The organism is Kribbella sp. NPDC004138 (genome assembly GCF_053603655.1).
This window is the reverse complement of record NZ_JBSGFZ010000013.1, coordinates 185,852-202,110: the sequence shown is the minus strand read 5'-3', so window position 1 is coordinate 202,110 and position 16,259 is coordinate 185,852. Positions and strand designations below refer to the sequence as shown.

12 protein-coding genes and 1 tRNA gene are annotated in these 16,259 nt (G+C 70.2%); 6 read left to right on the top strand and 7 right to left on the bottom strand.

All coding sequences use genetic code 11. The features are described from left to right. The first annotated feature begins 173 nt into the window (after window positions 1-173). A complete protein-coding gene (cysS, locus tag ACWEOO_RS20330) occupies window positions 174-1,628 on the top strand; it encodes a cysteine--tRNA ligase (RefSeq protein WP_452144298.1) in 1,455 nt (484 codons plus the stop codon). Here the strand turns inward: cysS and ACWEOO_RS20325 are convergent. Together ACWEOO_RS20325 and ACWEOO_RS20320 are read right to left on the bottom strand one after the other, a co-directional pair. Next, window positions 1,625-2,740, bottom strand: coding sequence for an aminotransferase class I/II-fold pyridoxal phosphate-dependent enzyme (locus ACWEOO_RS20325; protein ID WP_452144297.1), 1,116 nt, complete (start codon window positions 2,738-2,740; stop codon window positions 1,625-1,627). The genes cysS and ACWEOO_RS20325 overlap by 4 nt on opposite strands. After that, the gene (locus ACWEOO_RS20320; protein WP_452144296.1) at window positions 2,724-3,533 is read right to left on the bottom strand and encodes a PrsW family intramembrane metalloprotease; all 810 of its coding nucleotides are present in this window, start codon (window positions 3,531-3,533) and stop codon (window positions 2,724-2,726) included. The genes ACWEOO_RS20325 and ACWEOO_RS20320 overlap by 17 nt, the downstream gene beginning before the upstream one ends. A 147-nt stretch (window positions 3,534-3,680) precedes the next feature. Between ACWEOO_RS20320 and ACWEOO_RS20315 the strand changes: the two genes are divergently transcribed. Beyond that, on the top strand, window positions 3,681-7,310 hold the full coding sequence (locus ACWEOO_RS20315) for a S8 family serine peptidase (protein ID WP_452144295.1): 3,630 nt from the start codon (window positions 3,681-3,683) through the stop codon (window positions 7,308-7,310). A gap of 66 nt (window positions 7,311-7,376) precedes the next feature. On the opposite strand, the gene ACWEOO_RS20310 is transcribed toward ACWEOO_RS20315, so the two are convergent. The 4 genes from ACWEOO_RS20310 to ACWEOO_RS20295 all read right to left on the bottom strand — a co-directional run bounded on the left by ACWEOO_RS20310 (window position 7,377) and on the right by ACWEOO_RS20295 (window position 11,231). Then, on the bottom strand, window positions 7,377-8,354 hold the full coding sequence (locus ACWEOO_RS20310) for a helix-turn-helix domain-containing protein (protein ID WP_452144294.1): 978 nt from the start codon (window positions 8,352-8,354) through the stop codon (window positions 7,377-7,379). Between the two features lie 300 nt (window positions 8,355-8,654). After that, the gene (locus tag ACWEOO_RS20305) at window positions 8,655-9,035 is read right to left on the bottom strand and encodes a hypothetical protein (protein WP_452144293.1); all 381 of its coding nucleotides are present in this window, start codon (window positions 9,033-9,035) and stop codon (window positions 8,655-8,657) included. Beyond that, window positions 9,001-10,491, bottom strand: a complete 1,491-nt coding sequence (locus tag ACWEOO_RS20300; RefSeq protein ID WP_452144292.1) for a hypothetical protein — start codon at window positions 10,489-10,491, stop codon at window positions 9,001-9,003. The genes ACWEOO_RS20305 and ACWEOO_RS20300 overlap by 35 nt, the downstream gene beginning before the upstream one ends. Further along, entirely contained in the window at window positions 10,476-11,231 is a 756-nt protein-coding gene (locus ACWEOO_RS20295) for an ABC transporter ATP-binding protein (RefSeq protein WP_452144291.1), read from the bottom strand. Before ACWEOO_RS20295 ends, ACWEOO_RS20300 begins: the two co-directional genes overlap by 16 nt. A gap of 261 nt (window positions 11,232-11,492) precedes the next feature. On the opposite strand from ACWEOO_RS20295, the gene ACWEOO_RS20290 reads away from it, so the two are divergent. Then, window positions 11,493-13,175, top strand: a complete 1,683-nt coding sequence (locus ACWEOO_RS20290) for a GAF domain-containing sensor histidine kinase (protein ID WP_452144290.1) — start codon at window positions 11,493-11,495, stop codon at window positions 13,173-13,175. Window positions 13,176-13,232: 57 nt separating this feature from the next. Here ACWEOO_RS20290 and ACWEOO_RS20285 read toward each other — a convergent pair. Beyond that, a tRNA-Leu gene (locus ACWEOO_RS20285) sits at window positions 13,233-13,316 on the bottom strand. A gap of 170 nt (window positions 13,317-13,486) precedes the next feature. Between ACWEOO_RS20285 and ACWEOO_RS20280 the strand changes: the two genes are divergently transcribed. The 3 genes from ACWEOO_RS20280 to ACWEOO_RS20270 are packed head-to-tail and all read left to right on the top strand — an operon-like array spanning window position 13,487 to window position 16,248. Then, window positions 13,487-14,329 carry a DUF3662 and FHA domain-containing protein gene (locus ACWEOO_RS20280; RefSeq protein ID WP_359934806.1) on the top strand — a complete coding sequence of 281 codons (843 nt, stop codon included), beginning with the start codon at window positions 13,487-13,489 and terminating at the stop codon, window positions 14,327-14,329. A gap of 10 nt (window positions 14,330-14,339) precedes the next feature. Next, window positions 14,340-14,822 carry an FHA domain-containing protein FhaB/FipA gene (locus ACWEOO_RS20275; RefSeq protein WP_359934808.1) on the top strand — a complete coding sequence of 161 codons (483 nt, stop codon included), beginning with the start codon at window positions 14,340-14,342 and terminating at the stop codon, window positions 14,820-14,822. Between the two features lie 10 nt (window positions 14,823-14,832). After that, on the top strand, window positions 14,833-16,248 hold the full coding sequence (locus ACWEOO_RS20270; RefSeq protein WP_452144289.1) for a PP2C family protein-serine/threonine phosphatase: 1,416 nt from the start codon (window positions 14,833-14,835) through the stop codon (window positions 16,246-16,248). Window positions 16,249-16,259: the final 11 nt, after the last annotated feature.

Here is a 16,259-nt window from a genome sequence, read left to right as displayed (position 1 = left end):
TGACCGCCGCGGCCCGCTCTGCCCACACACCAGCGAGGTGCCACTGGCGGGCGGCACCTCACCGTCGAGGTCGGCGTGGAGCGGACGCCGTTTACGGACGGTACTCACTCCACCACGCGTTGTCCATGCCTCCGCCCGGGCCATCTCACTGTTCGACCGGTAGCATCGCGCGGGTGACCGTGCCGTTGCGTCTCTTCAACTCCCTCGGACGCCGCATCGAAGACTTCACACCCGCCACGGACGGTGTGGTGCGGCTGTACAGCTGCGGCCCGACGGTCTACAGCTTCGCGCACATCGGCAACCTGCGCGCCTACACCTTCGCCGACACACTGCGCCGCGCCCTGCTCTGGAAGGGTTGGCAGGTCGAGCACGTCATCAACATCACCGACGTCGGCCACGCCGTTGCGGAGGCCGAGCTCGGCGAGGACAAGCTCGAGGTCGCGGCCGCCCGCGAGCGCCGGTCGGTCGAGGAGATCGCGGCGATGTACACCGAGGCGTTCTTCGCCGACCTGTCCGCGCTGAACATCCTGCCCGCACACCACTATCCCCGTGCCACGCAGTACGTCGAGCAGATGATCGCGTTCGCGGAGCGTCTGGTCGAGCGCGGCTTCACGTACGAGATCGAGTCCGGGCTGTACTTCGACACCTCGAAGGACCCGACGTACGGACAGCTCGGGCTGATCGACGTGAGCGGCCAGCTCGAGGGCGCGCGCGTCGAGGAGGTGCCCGGCCGGCGGGCGAAGACCGACTTCGCGCTGTGGCGGGCGGAGGCGCCCGGACAGCTGCGGGCGATGCGGTGGGACTCGCCGTGGGGCTGGGGTGCGCCGGGCTGGCACCTGGAGTGCTCGGTGATGAGCATGCTGCTGCTCGGCGAGCATTTCGACATCCACACCGGCGGCGTCGACCACCGGCAGCTGCACCACGTCAACGAGATCGCCCAGAGCGAGGCGTATCTCGGCGACGGGCAGCCGTGGGTGAAGTTCTGGCTGCACAACGAGTTCCTGCAACTCGGCTCGGCGAAGATCTCGAAGTCGGCCGGGCACATCCTGACCGTGAGCGACCTGGCCAAGCAGGGCTACCACCCGCTCGCGTACCGGCTGTTCCTGCTCGGCGGCCACTACCGCGCTCAGCTCGAGTTCACCATGGCCGGGCTCGACAGCGCACAGTCCGCGCTGCGGCGGCTGGCTCGTCGTACGGCGTCACTCGGCGAGCTGCCGGTGGTGACGACCGCGGACGAGGCCCGCGCCGCGGCCGGAGACGATGCCGCGGCTGTCGCGGTGATCGACCAGATCGACGAGGCGATCAGCGCGGACCTCAACACGCCTCGCGTGCTCGCGCTGCTGCAGGAGTCACTGCGCGATCAGGCGCTGTCCGAGCAGGGCCAACAGGCGGTCGTGGCCGCGTGCGCCGCCGTCCTCGGGCTGCCGTTCGGTGCGCTGGACGTCAACCAGGCAGCCGACCTTTCCGCGGTGGACGAGGGGGCCGTCGAGCAACTGGTGGCGGACCGCGAGGCCGCACGCGCTGCCCGGGACTGGGCGCGGGCCGACGCCTTGCGCGCGGAGCTGACCGAGCTGGGTGTCCAGGTCACCGACACCGCCGACGGCCCGACCTGGACCCGCACCAGCTAGTCCAGCCAGTCGGCCCAGGCCGCGAGCGCCGCTTCCGGCCCGCTGCGCCCCACCCCGAGGCGGAAGCGATCCTTCGGCGTCTCGGTCAGCTCCGACGTGTAGATACTGGCCGGCAGCAACAACACGCCCGCCTGCTCGACCAGCTCGGCGCACATCGCTTCGACGCCGTCAGTGCCGAGGTAGCGCGGATAGCAGACACAGCCGCCGTCCGGCGCAGCGAACTCGAACAGCTCGGAGTGCTGCCCGAAGAACTCCTCGAACAGGGGCAGATTGCGCGCGATGATGCCCCGGTTGCGCTCCAGGATGCGGTCCCTTGCCCGCAGGGCGATCAGCGCGAGGACCTCGCTCGGCCCCGCGTTGCAGATCGTCGTGTAGTGCTTCGCACGTTCGAGCCGGTCCAGGACCGTGCGGTCGCGGCAGGCGATCCACCCGATCCGCAGGCCCGGCAAGCCGTACGCCTTGGACATCACGTTGAGCGAGATCGCCGTCCCCGACAGATCTGTTGCCTGCGGCAATGGATCTGCTTCGAGGCCGCGGTAGACCTCGTCCGAGAACAGCATGATGCCGCGCTCGTCGCACAGCTGGACGAGCCGCGCCCAGGCGTCCGGGGCCGGGAGCGCGCCGGTGGGGTTGTTGGGGAAGTTGACCGACACGAGCTTCGTGTTCGGGCGCAGAGCGGCTGCGATCGCGTCGACGTCGAGTGCCCATCCGTCGCCGGGCTGCAGTGCCACCCCGGTCACCTCACACACGGACAGCGGGATGGTTTCCGCTGCCTGATAGTTGGGGGTCAGCACGACAGCGTGATCCGTGGGCTCCAAGAGGGTGCGCATCGCCAGGTAGATGGCTTCCTCGGCGCCCGCGAAGCTGAGGATGTCCTCGGGCTCAGCAGTGGTGTACGTCGCGGCGATCGCCTCGCGCAACGCCGGGAGACCGCGGGTCTCGGTGTAGCCGAGGGTGAGCGACTCCCAGCGCTCCCGGCCGTCCTCGTCGGCCAGCGCGAGCAGCTCGGACATCGGCAGAGTCTGCGCGTCGGACGCGGTCAAGTGGTAGCGCGCGCTGAACTCCCACCGCGCGAAATAGGTCTCCAGGCGGAAGTCAGGCAGGGTCGGCATACGACTCCTTCACGACCTGCCCGAGCTCGGCACGCTGCGCGCGCTTGAGACCGTAGAGCAGCAGACCGATCGAGATCGCGCCGACCACGGCGTACGTGACCCGGCCGCCGAGACCGTCCCACGTGGAGTGCAGCGCGACCGCCAGCGCGTACATGCCGAGGAAGCCCGCGAAGTGCTTGCCGCTCGGCGCGGTCACGAACCGCCACAGGCCCCAGCACGCCAAACCGGTCCAGGCCGCGTGACCGGCCGGGGAGAGCAGCCCGCGGATGAACAGCGTCTGCTCGGCGGCGCCGACGTTGCCGTTCGACTGCAGCAGCGCGACGAACGCGTAGCCCATCGTCTCCAGCACGGCGAACCCGGTGCCGACCGCGACGCCGATGATGATCCCGCGGCCGATCGACGTCCGGTACCGGTGCCCGAAGAACACCACGAGGACCGCCGGTACGACGAGTTTGGCCGCCTCCTCGATCAGCCCCACCCCGACCATCGGCAGCGTCCCGAGCCGGCGCATCGCGTCGTACTCGAGCAGCCCCGCGACCAGGACGCCGACCACGCCGCCGAACAGCAGGCAGCCGCCCAGCGTCGGCCCGTCGATCAGCCACCGCCCGGACCGGCCGGCGGCGAATGTCACGAAGGTCAGCGGTACGACGAGCGCCCCGAGCAGGATCATCGTCGGGAACAGGTTCGGGTTCCCGGTGTCGGTCAGGACGGCCAGTACGGCCAGGTACAGCCCGGCCCCGACCAGGAAGGTTCCGACCCAGGCCCACCGGCGGACCAGTTGCTGTGCGCTCATGAGCTGAATGGTGCCGGTTCGTGGCGTGGTTGCGCCATGTCGCATCCACGGCGGTCGTGGACAGGGCGGATCGGTGTGACGGGATTGCAAACTCTGTCGGAAGCAGAGGTGTGCCTGCCCCAAGCCTCTCGAAGGAGAATCCCGCCTATGTCCTCCACCCGACGTGCCGCCGCGCTCACCACCGCGGCGGTCCTTGCGCTCGGCGCGGCGACGGTGATCCCGTCCGCCGCCGCCCCTCCCTCCGGGTCCACCGCGGTCACGACGTCCGCGGTCACCCTGATCACCGGTGACGTGGTCGAAGTGACCGACGCCGGCGGCGGCAAGAAGGCCGCCACGGTCCGACCGGCCGCCGGCCGCGAAGGCGTCTCGTTCCACACGGTCGAGGTCGACGGCGGGCTCCGCGTGCTGCCGAGCGACGCCGTACCGCTCGTCTCCTCCGGCGTCCTGGACGTGGACCTGTTCGACGTCGACGAACTGATCGCCGACGGGTACGGCACGGCCTCCAGCCTCCCGCTGATCGTGAAGGACACGCCCGGCGCCCGCGCCGCGCAGAGCCTCGCCGGTACGACGACCACGCGGCAGCTGCCCTCGATCGGCGGCCGCGCGCTGACCGCGGCGAAGGACCAGCTGCCGGAGCTGTGGAAATCGCTGAAGCCGTCCGTGGGTGCCCGGTCGTTGAACAGCGGCGTCACCAAGATCTGGCTGGACGGCAAGGTCCGTCCGGTGCTCGACAAGAGCGTGCCGCAGATCGGCGCCCCGGACGCGTGGAAGGCCGGGTACGAGGGCTCCGGCGTCCAGGTCGCCGTCCTGGACACCGGCGTCGACGCGACCCACCCGGACCTGGACGGCAAGGTCAAGGAGAGCCAGGACTTCTCCGGCAGCGCGACCGGCACCGAGGACCACTTCGGTCACGGCACGCACGTCGCCGCGACCATCGCCGGCACCGGTGCGGGCGCCGGCGGTACCCGCAAGGGCGTCGCGCCGAAGGCCGACCTGCTGGTCGGCAAGGTGCTGAACGACGACGGGTACGGCTACGACTCCTGGATCATCGCCGGGATGGAGTGGGCCGCGGCCGAGGGCGCGAAGGTCGTCAACATGAGCCTCGGCGGTGGCCCGACCGACGGCACCGACCCGCTCAGCCAGGCGGTCAACGACATCACCGCCCAGACCGGCACCCTGTTCGTGGTCGCGGCCGGCAACGACGGCCAGGACGAGTCGGTCGGTACGCCGGGCGCCGCGGCGTCCGCGCTGACCGTCGGCGCCGTCGACCGCGAGGACAAGCTCGCCGACTTCTCCAGCCGCGGACCGCGGCTCGGTGACGCCGGCGTGAAGCCCGAGATCACCGCGCCCGGCGTCGGCATCATCGCCGCCCGCGCGACCGGCACGGCGATGGGCGGCCCGGTCGACGACCTCTACACCTCCGCGTCCGGTACGTCGATGGCGACGCCGCACGTCGCCGGCGCGGCGGCGCTGCTCGCGCAGCAGCACCCGGACTGGAAGGCCGACCAGCTGAAGAACGCGCTGGTCAGCACCGCGAAGACGCAGCCGGACCAGACCGTGTACCAGCAGGGCTCCGGTCGGGTCGACCTGACCCGGGCGGTCGCGCAGAAGGTGACCGCCAGCGGCGTGGCCGACTTCGGCGTGGACACCGCGGACGCGGGCATCCGGACCATCACCTACCGCAACGACTCCGATGCCGCGGTCACGCTGAACCTCTCCGTCCAGGTCACCAACCTCGACGACAAGCAGCCGGAGACCGATGGCTTCGGCCTGCCGGCGACCGTCACGGTCCCGGCGAACGGCACCGCCGACGTACCGCTGACGCTGGATCCGGCCAAGCTCGGCCGCGGTCAGTACAGCGGCTGGATCGTCGCCACCGGCGCCGACGGCGTCGTCACCCACACCGCGGTCGGCGCGCTCCGGGCCGGCCCCAAGCACAAGGTGACGCTGCGCGCAGTCGGCCTCGACGGTCAGCCCACCGGCGTCCCGGTGATCTCGCTGTACGGCGACAACTCGCGCTCCGACGTCCTGGCCTGGATCGGGGACGGCGAGACGTTCACCGCCGAGGTCGAGGAGGGCACCTACCTGCTGCACTCGCTGGTGGAGAACTACGACCCGCAGGACGAGCAGGTCAGCCTGTTCACCGACCCGAACATCGTGGTCAGCAAGGACACCGAGATCGTCATCGACGCGCGGAAGGCGGTCCCGATCACGATCGAGACCCCGAAGCCGTCGGAACAGCAGGCGATCCTGAGCTACTACGTGCACCGCGAGTACGGCAACGGCCGGTCGATCAGCCACGGTGTCATGCACTTCAGCACCGTCAAGCAGGTCAACGTGACGCCGACGAAGCCGGTCACGGACGGCAGCTTCGAGTTCTCGTCCCGCTGGCAACTCGTCGCACCCCTGGTCCAGGCGTCGGTGCAGGGGGTCCCTGGCCCCTTGGACATCAACCTGCTGCACCAGTCGCCGTCGTACGAGGGCAAGAAGCGGTTCCCGCTGGTGTACGCCGACTCGTCGCTGCAGGGCGTGAAGGGCGCTGTCGCGGTTCTGGACTCCAGCGAGGACGGCTGGGGGAACGGCAGCGAAGGAGACCAGATCGAGGCGGCCGCGAAGGCCGGTGCCGCCGCGGTGATCCTGGTCCGGCCGGCCGACTGGTCCGCGTGGACGGTCTGGCGTCCGGTCGGCGACCGCGAGCCGATCCCGGCCATGGTCACGACGTACAACGACGGTCAGAAGCTTCTCGCCCGTGCGCGTCAGGGTCGAGCGACGATCGACCTCACGCTCACCACGTCCAGCCCGTACCTGTACGACGTACAGCAGGTGTCGAGCGGGTTCATCCCGGCGAAGATCACCTACAAGGTGACGACGGCGAACAGCGCCCGGATCACTACGCGGTACGCCGACAACGGCGGGTTCAACTGGGCCAAGGAGCAGCGGTTCGGGTGGCGGCCGTGGCAGGAGTACGCGTGGAACGACTCCCAGCGTTTCGTCGAGACGCCGAAGGTCCGGGAGGAGTGGGTGACGTCGGGTGACTCGCTCTGGCAGCACCGCGTGCACCACCTGTACACGTGGGACACGATGAACCCGCTGGCCGGCGGTATGACGTCCGTACCGCGCAGCTACCGGACCGGTGTGTCCGACGAGACGTGGTTCGGTCCGGTCGTACGGCCCGCGGCAGCGCCTGGTGTGCAGTCCACGCGCACCGGGGACCGGCTGTCGCTCCGCATCCCGGCGTTCGTCGACGCGGCCAGGCACTACACGATCGGTGAGACCACGAAGGCGTCGGCGACCCTGTCACGCAACGGTCAGGTCATCGCCGACCTTCCGGACGCGTGGGAGGACGTGATCACCTCCAGCGCGGACGCGGCGTACAAACTCGACCTGTCGACCGAGCGGATCGACAGCGATTGCGAGTGGAACTGGGGTACCCGGACGCAGACCTCCTGGGAGTTCCGCTCGGCCAAGCAGGCCGAGGACAAGGCAGTGCCGCTCGCGCTGCAGCAGATCGACTACAAGGTCCCGGTCGACCTGACCGGCCGGGTCGGCGCCCGGACGCACGTCGTCGGCCTCGAGTCGCCGCGTGCGACCGCGCTGCAGGCCTGGGCCTCGTTCGACGAGGGCAAGACCTGGACGCGGCTCGCGGTGGTCGGTGCCGCCGGCCACTACCTGGCCGTGGTCCCGAACGCCCACGACACCGTGTCGCTGAAGGTGAAGGCGACCAGCGGCGCCGGCAGCGTGACGCAGACGGTGATCCGCGCGTACGGCGTCCACTAACAATTCACTTACGTCCGAAGAACTCGTGGGAGCTCCCACGAGTTCTTCGGACGTAACGGGGTGGGGCTAGAGCCAGTCGCGCTTGGCTGCCTGGAAGGCCAGCCCAGTTCTTGTGTCCACACCTGCCAGGGCCATCAGGCGGTCCAGGCGGCGTTGGACGGTTCGGCGGCTGATTCCCAATTGGGTCGCGATCGACTTGTCCGGTACGCCGCCGACCAGCAGTGAGAGCAGCAAGCGCTCGGAGTCGTCCAGCCCCTCCGACTCCTCGGCATCCTCGGGCTGCAGGCGGACCGGTGTCCCCAGTTCCCAGTAGCTCTCGAACAGCGCCAGCAGCGCGTCCAGCAACTGGCCGCGGCTGATGATCGCGGCGGACGGCTCCCCGATGCTCTGCTCGTCGTCGCGGACCAGCGGGCAGATCGCCGTCGACCGGTCCACGATCGCGATCCGGACCGGGAGCGTCGGCACCACTCGCGCCTCCTCGCCCCAGCTGACCCCCTCCGCGATCGAGTCCAGCTCACCGGGCGTCTCGATCAGCGCGCGCTCGTAGATCGCCCGGTACCGGACCCCGCGGGACAACGCGCCGTACTCCTCGGTGTTGTCGGCGCCCTGCATCGCGAGCGGGTTCGCGCGGCAGAACCAGAGGATCTCCTCGCGGGCCGCGTTCTGCAGGTCGCGCAGCCGCTCGCGGAGTGTGGTGGCGCCGACGATCACCTCGACCAGGTGGTGCGCGTCGCGCCGGCTCGCGCTGGCCCGGAACTCCTCGCTGAGCGCGGCCACGGTCTTCCGGGCCGCCTCGAGCGACTCCTGGCGCCGCAGCAGCGTCGTACCGAAAGCCACGTCCGGCGGCAACGGCCGGAACACCGGATCGTCGGCCGGCTGCACCGTCACCAGCCCCTTGGCCTGCAACCGCTGCAGCACCTCGTCGGCCTCCTGCTGCGGCAGCTCGGCGACCTCGGCAAGGTCACCGGCCCTGGCCGCCGCCAGTCCGACGAGCAGCCGGTAGGCCTGCTCCTCGCGTTCGTCCAGCAACGCACCGTCCGGCATCCACCCCACCTCCGGCCACCACCTAATCAGGCTTCGCAATCCGGAAGCGAGCGCTTTCCTATTGGCATTGTCGAGCCATGGCACCTAAGTGTCATCAGAGGCCGGGTGCGCGCCCGTCACTTTCCGGTCAGACGCCAGCGGAACTCGCCGCCGCCGAGCCAACCGCCCTGGAGAAGAGACCCATGATGAGCTTCACCGACTACGCCGGGATCGCCGGCCTGATCGCCGCGGCCGCAGTGGCGATCTGGATGCTCCGCAATCACCGCGCGGTCGCCCCGACCGCCAGGCACCGCGGCGCGCCTACTCTGCGGCTGCCACGACCGACGCACCCGGAGCGCGCTTCCTCGCGCGGTAGCAGGTAAGCCCGCCGAACCCGTACATCGACAAGCCGAGCGCGGCCATCACCGCGATCACGACCCACTGCCACAGTCCGTCCTGGTAAAGCGCCAGGAACCACGACTTGGTGTCGTCGTTGCCGGTCAGTTTGAAGATCGCCGGTACGAGGGCCTGCGGGAACAACGGGATCGCCCCGAATCCGAGGCAGAAGCCGGCCAGCGTACGCCGCCACCTGGGCAGGGCGTCGAGCCCCGCGGTCTTCTTGGCCTGCTCCGCGGGCGACCGGCCGTGCCTGAGCAGCGTCAGGAGCTCAGGGCCCCGTACGTCGAGACGCCGGGCTGCCACGCGCCCGAAGTACCACCAAGCCAGTACGCCGGACGCGACGCCGATCGGCACACCCCACCAGCCGGCGTAGAGCGTCACGACGAGCGCCGGGGCACAGGTCGTCGCGACCAGCACGAGCATCACTGTAGACGATGCCCATCGTCTCGCCCTCGTTCTCACCCGAGTTGAGCGGATTGCCGGACCGCTTGTGCGCATCGGTCGTCGGCACGGCGGCGTACACCGAGCACGCCACCACCAGACCGGCCGCACCTCCGAGCAGAGCGGGTAGCACGCTGAGAACCAAGGGCCATGCACTGGTCACGCCCGACCACCACGTCAGCACCAGAGTGATCAGCAGCGTCGACGGCCCGAAGACGAGCAGGAACGCTCGCTGCCGCGCCCGTACGTCCGGCCGGCTGGAGCCGGGCGTCATCAGCGTGGTCCAGAACGCCGTACCGTCAGCGCCGTACAAGTTGGCAGCCATCGAACCTGCCATCACCACTGCGGCCGGACCGGCCCATGGCAGCATCGATTTCACCCCGATCGCCAACGGCATCAGGCAAAAGAACAGCCCGTAGGCGATCGCAAAGACGGCCCGGTGCCCGTACAGCAGGTCACGCGTCCACGACCGCAGCTCTTTGGCAGCCGCGGCCCCTTCGGGAGACCTGGCCGCCAGCACCCGCCTCGGCTTCCGGCCGGTGAGGCTGACCGTCGTACGTCGTACCAGTAGGGCAGACCACGCCACGAGCATCGCCAGCGCAAGCACTGCCAGGCCGAGGAGCAGCCCAACTGCCTGCAGCCATTCGCCCCGACCAGCAGACTCCACCGCCACAAGACCCCACCCCGACGGAGCAATCCGCGCAGCCGTCGCGAACGCACCCTGGACGTCGGTCGACACGAAAGCGACGATCAGCGCCCACCCCTGCGCGGTGAACGCCAGGATGAACGCGTTGACCAGCGCTGCGATCACCGCACCGGCCCGCACCTGCAACAGCACTCCGTACACCGCAACAGCCAGACGCGACGCCAGGACGATGCAGAGCAACTGCAGCGCCAGTGCGGGCACAGCAACGAGTCCCGCAACGACACCGCCGCTCGCAACCACCAGGCTGAGCAGGGCGATCAGGCTGATGGCCGGTGCGACACCAGCCAGCGCGGCCACCAGCAATCCGGTGGAGAGCGTGCGCGGAGGCAGCGGCATCATCGTGAAGTACTCGGGCTTGAGCGTCTCGTCGCCGCCACCGGCGAAGAGCGGACCGACCACCCACCCGAGCATCCACAGACCGAGTACGACGCCCAGCGTGTCCTGATCGCCCCGCGCCGCCACCCAGAGCGTGCCGCCCGCGAGCGCCAGGCCGACGAACCCGCCGGTGACGATCCACGAGCGCCGGAACTGGTCCTCGAGCGCGTGCCGGAACGCGGCCAGCCGCATCCGCACCAGCGTGCGGGACGTCCCGTACGTCAGTGCGAGAGCCACGTCAGCCCCTCGGCACCCCGGGTCGACGCACCGACGAGCGACACGAAGGCGTCCTCCAGACTGCCGCCGGCCTGCACCTCTGCGACGGTGCCCGCGGCAACGACCTTCCCGTCGGCGACCACCGCGACGCGGTCACACAGCTGCTCGACCAGCGCCATCACGTGGCTCGACATCACCACCGACCCGCCGCCCGCGACGAACCGGTGCAGGATGGTCCGGATGGTCGCCGCAGACACCGGGTCGACGGCCTCGAACGGCTCGTCCAGCACCAGCAGCCGCGGCGCGTGCAGCAACGCGACCGCCAGGCCGAGCTTCTTCCGCATCCCGGTCGAGTAGCCGATCACCTGCTTGTCGTCCTCATGGTCGAGCTCGAGCACCTCCAGCAGCTCACCGGCCCGCGCCTTCACCTCGTCCTCCGGCAGTCCACGCAGCAGGCCGAGGTACGTCAGGACCTCCCGCCCGGTCAGCCGCTCCGGCATGCCGAGCCCGTCGGGCAGCACCCCGACCAGCGCCTTGGCGCGCGTCGGCTCTTGCCACACATCCACCCCGAAGATCCGCGCCGTACCGCCGTCCGGCCGCAACAACCCGACCGCCATCGACAGCGACGTCGTCTTGCCGGCCCCGTTCGGCCCCAGCACCCCGAAGAACGACCCGGCCGGCACCGTCAGACTCACACCGTCGACGGCCCGCTGCTCCCCGAACACCTTGGTGAGGCCCACGAGCTCAAGCGCTTGCTCCATGCCGGCACTCTGACAGCAGCCGGCATCATCAGCCGTCCACCTGAAGGCCGACCCGGCGTCTCATCCGGTCGCAGAGCAGCGAACACCACTTCTGGCAGGCCCGGACACGCTGGGCTATCGTGAAATGCAGAAAGGTGCCCCGGACCCCGGTGCCGAGATTCTGTTCTGGGGGAGGCTCACGCTCGCGTGACTACGCCGGAAAACACCGCCTCTTCATGGGACGGTGGCGCACTCGAACCGGATACCCTGTCGCGCGTCCGGTTGGACTCGCTGCTGCAGGAGCTGCTCGGCCGCGTCGACGAGATCCTCGACGCCCAGGACCGCCTCCGGGAACTGCTGGACGCCGTCGTCGGCCTCGGCGCCGATCTGGATCTGACCAGCACACTCGAGCGCATCGTCCGGGCCGCGTGCAAGCTGGCCGACGCCAGGTACGGCGCGCTCGGTGTGGTCGGCCCCGACGGCAGGCACCTGTCCCGGTTCATCACGTTCGGCGTCGGAGAGGACGAGATCGCGGCGATCGGGCCCTACCCGAAGGGCCACGGCATCCTCGGTCTGCTCATCGAGCACCCCGAGTCCCTGCGCCTGAAGAACCTGGCACAGCACCCGCGCTCGTACGGCTTCCCGGCCGGCCACCCGACGATGCGGAGCTTCCTCGGTGTCCCGATCCGGACGCGCGATCGGACCTACGGGCACCTCTACCTGACGGAGAAGGCCGACGGTTCGGATTTCTCCGAGAACGACGAGCGCATCGTCCTGGCACTGGCCTCGGCGGCCGGTGTGGCGATCGACAACGTCCGCCTCTACACCGACGCCGAACGCCGGCAGCGATGGCACGAGGCCACCGCGCAGATCATCCAACTACTGCTCGACGACGTCGACCCCGAGAACACGCTGCGGCTGATCGTCCGCAAGGCCCGGGAGGTCTCCCGTTCGCAGGTCGGGGCGATCCTGGTGACGGACGACGAGGACCTCGTGATCAGGGCCGTCGACGGCCCACCGGCCTTCGGGGCCTATGTGGGCCGCCGGTTCCCAGGCAGCGCATCGTCGGCCGAGAACATCATGGACGGCCGGAACCGCATCGTGTTCGAGGACATCGCCCGGCTGGCCGAGGAGCACGGACTGCTGCCGCTGCTGCCCGAGGTCGAGGAACTCGGCCGGACGATCATCGCCCCGCTTCCGGCGGGCAGTGACCATGACGGCGGCTTCCTGGTGGTCTCGGCCGCTCGGGACGCCGTGCTCGGCGTGACGCCGGGCACGGACCTGCTGACCATGTTCGCGAACCAGACGACGCTGGCTCTCGACCGCGCCGAGGCACACGCCGGCCGATCGCTGCTCACCGTGCTCGCGGATCGCGACCGGGTCGCCAGGAACCTGCACACCTCGGTCATCGACCGGCTCTTCGGCATCGGGCTCCAGCTCCAAGGCCTGCAACGGCTGCTGCCGCCGGAAGCAGCGGGCCAGGTCGCGCGCTCGGTCGAGGACATCGACGTGTCCATTCGCGACCTGCGAGACGCGATCTTCGAGCAACGCAGGGCGCAGGAGCGCGGCTCGCTGAGCTCCGCGGTGACGGCGCTCGTCGACGAGTATGCGACCGCGCTCGGGTTCCGGCCGAGCTGCACGGTCAGCGGGCCGCTCGACAACGCCTTGAGTCCCGACGCCGGGCAGCACCTGCTCGCCGTACTCCGGGAGGCGCTGTCCAACGTCGTCCGCCACGCCCGGGCCGCTGCCGTGCGGGTCGACCTCGCCGTCGGCACCGATTTCGTCGTCCTGCGGGTCGCCGACGACGGCATCGGCATCGGCAGCAGCGAGCGGCGCAGCGGCCTGCGCAACTTCGGCGACCGGGCGGCCGCGCTGGGTGGCTCGATCGAGCTCGGCCCGAACGGTGAGCACGGCACGGTCCTCGAACTCCGCGCCCCGCGCACCCGCGGACCGGTGCGCGAGTGACATCGCTCTCGCCCGGCAACGAAAAAGTCCCGGTCGACTCGACCGGGACTTTCGTTGTGCGCGAGGGGGGAGTTGAACCCCCACGCCCTTTCGGGCACACGGACCTGAACCGTGCGCGTCTGCCTATTCCGCCACCCGCGCGCTGCCGCCTGAGATGATCTCCTGGCGACGAGGAGAAACAGTAGCACGGGAACTGCTCGAGCTTCACATTGCGGGTTGGGTCGAACCTCCCGATACGATCGATCGTCGTACCCGGTGTGTCCGCCGTGCCGGTGGACGACGTCCGACGTACCGACCATGGAGGAGGAGGCGTGCGACCGCTGCAGCGCTTCGAGCGACGACTGGAAGGCATTGTGAGCGGTGTCTTCGCGCGCGCTTTCAAGGGTGACGTCGAGCCGATCGAGCTGGCGGCCGCCCTCAAGCGTGAGATCGACAACACCGCGCGGATCCTGTCCCGGGACCGCCGGCTGGTGCCGAACCACTTCACCATCGAGCTGGGCCCGGACGACTTCGAGCGGCTGAACGCGTACGGCCGGACCCTCAACCACGAGCTCGCCAACGAACTGCGGGACCACGCCGACATCCAGCGCTACACGTTCTCCGGGCCGATCGACATCGAGCTGGTCCAGCAGGATGAGCTGCCGACCGGTAAGTTCCGGGTGGTCAGCGCCACGGTCGGGACGCCCCAGCGGCGCCCGTCCTACGAGCCCCAGCCCTATCAGCAGGAGCCCTACGTGCCGCCGAACGAGCCGGTCGTGCAGACCCCGCCGCCGCCGCAGCAGTACCAGCAGCCCCCGCAGCAGCCGGCCCCGCGCCGCGGTGGGCACCCGCAGGTCATGCTCGAGGTGAACGGCCGCCGCCGCCCGGTCAACCCGCCCGGCGTGGTGCTCGGCCGCGGTACCGACGCGGACATCCAGATCAACGACCCGGGCGTCTCCCGTCGGCACGCCGAGATCCGCCTGATGCCGGAAGGCCCGGGCGGTATCCGCGTTGTGCTGGTCGACCTCGGATCCACCAACGGCACGCTGGTGAACGGCCGCCGGAGCACCGAGGCCGAGCTCGTCGACGGTTCGACGGTCCGGATCGGCAACACGACCATGACGCTGCGTCTCGCGGACGAGCCGATGGCCCAGCCGCCGAGCAGCGGGTGGTGACTGACCTTCCATGTCGGAACTGACCCTGACCCTGATCAAACTGGGGTTCCTGGCCCTGTTGTGGATGTTCGTCCTCGCGGTGCTGTCCGTGATCAGGTCCGACCTGTTCGGCGCGAAGGTGGACAGCCGCGCCGCCGCGGCCGTCGTACCGCAGACCTCCCGGACGCCGAAGCCCGCGAAACCGGCCAAGAAGCGCAAGGGTCTGCCCGGCTCGCTGAGCATCGCGGACGGCCCGCAGGCCGGGGTCGGCGCGTCGCTCGCCGACGAGCCGGTGATCATCGGCCGGGGTTCGGACTGTCAAATCCGCCTGGACGACGACTACTCTTCCACCCGGCACGCCCGGGTCTTCCAGTCCGACGGCCAGTGGTGGGTCGAGGACCTCGGCTCCACCAACGGCACGTACCTGGACGGCCAGCGAGTCACCCGCCCGGTCCCGGCCGAGATCGGCGGTTCGATCCGGATCGGCCGGACGACGCTGAACATCGCGAAGTAGGCCTGCCTCGATGACCCTGTCGCTCGACTACGCAACCCTCTCCGACGTCGGACGGGTGCGCCGCAACAACGAGGACTCGGCGTACGCCGGTCCGCACCTACTGCTGCTCGCCGACGGGATGGGCGGTGCGGCGGCCGGTGAGGTGGCCAGCGCGGCGGCGGTCCAGGTGATCCGGCGGCTGGACACCGCGGAGATCAGCGGCGAGGACATGATCGAGGCGCTGGCCGGCGCCGTGCACCGGGCCAATGAGCGGCTGTCCGAGCTGGTCGAGGAGGACCCGGAGCGCGAGGGCATGGGCTCGACCGTGACCGCGCTGATGTTCGACGGCAAGCAGCTCGGCCTGGCGCACCTGGGCGACTCCCGGGCGTATCGCTTGCGGGACGGTCAGCTGTACCAGCTGAGCCACGACCACACCTTCGTGCAGTCGCTGGTCGACGAGGGCCGGATCTCCCAGGAGGAGGCCTTCAGCCACCCGCACCGGAACCTGATCCTGCGCGTCCTCGACGGCCGCCCGGACTCCGACCCGGACCTGGAGATCCTCGACGTCCAGGCCGGCGACCGGCTGATGCTGTGCAGCGACGGCCTGCCCGACTACGTGAGCGACGAGGTGATCGGAGCCTCGATGGCCTCCGGTACGCCGGACTCGGTCGTCGTCGAGCTGATCACGCACGCGCTCGAGGCCGGCTCGAACGACAACGTCACCTGTGTCGTCGCGGACGTCGTCGAGACCGAGCCCGCGAGCGGTGCCCGGCCGCAGCTGGTCGGCGCGGCCGCCGAGCTGGCGCAGGGCAGCACGGGTCGCGGTGAGCCGACGACCGCGGTCCGCGCCGGCGGCGGTCACGGCCACGGCGGCGGTCACGGCGGTCACGGCACGGCTCTCGACCCGGAGGAGCTGCGGTACGCGCCGCGGCCCCCGAAGCGGTTCCCGTGGCTGCGGCGGATCGCCGTGCTGGTCGTGATCCTCGGCCTGATCGGCGGCGGCGCCTGGTTCGCGTACAGCTGGACCCAGAAGCAGTACTACGTCGGCACCGACGGCGACTACGTGGCGATCTTCAAGGGCGTCGAGGCGGACCTGCCAGGCCTGTCGCTGTCGAAGGTGTACGAGCGGCAGGCGCTGCAGGTCGACAAGCTCCCGACGTACAGCCGGGAGCAGGTGGAGGGCAACATCCAGGCGGACAACCTGGCCGGTGCGCGGTCGATCGTCGCCGAGCTGCAGCACACCGCGGCGGAGTGCGCCGCCAAGGTCAAGCCGACGCCGACCCCCAAGCCCTCGACCACACCGGCGAAGCCCCCGGTCTCCACGCCGGTCTCGAAACCGCCCGTCTCGAAGCCGCCGGTCTCCACGCCGCCCGCGTCGACGGCCCCGACCGGTACGGCGTCCCCGAGCACGCCGGTCGACCCCGACGACTGCGACGGGGTCCGATGACCGAGCGGAGC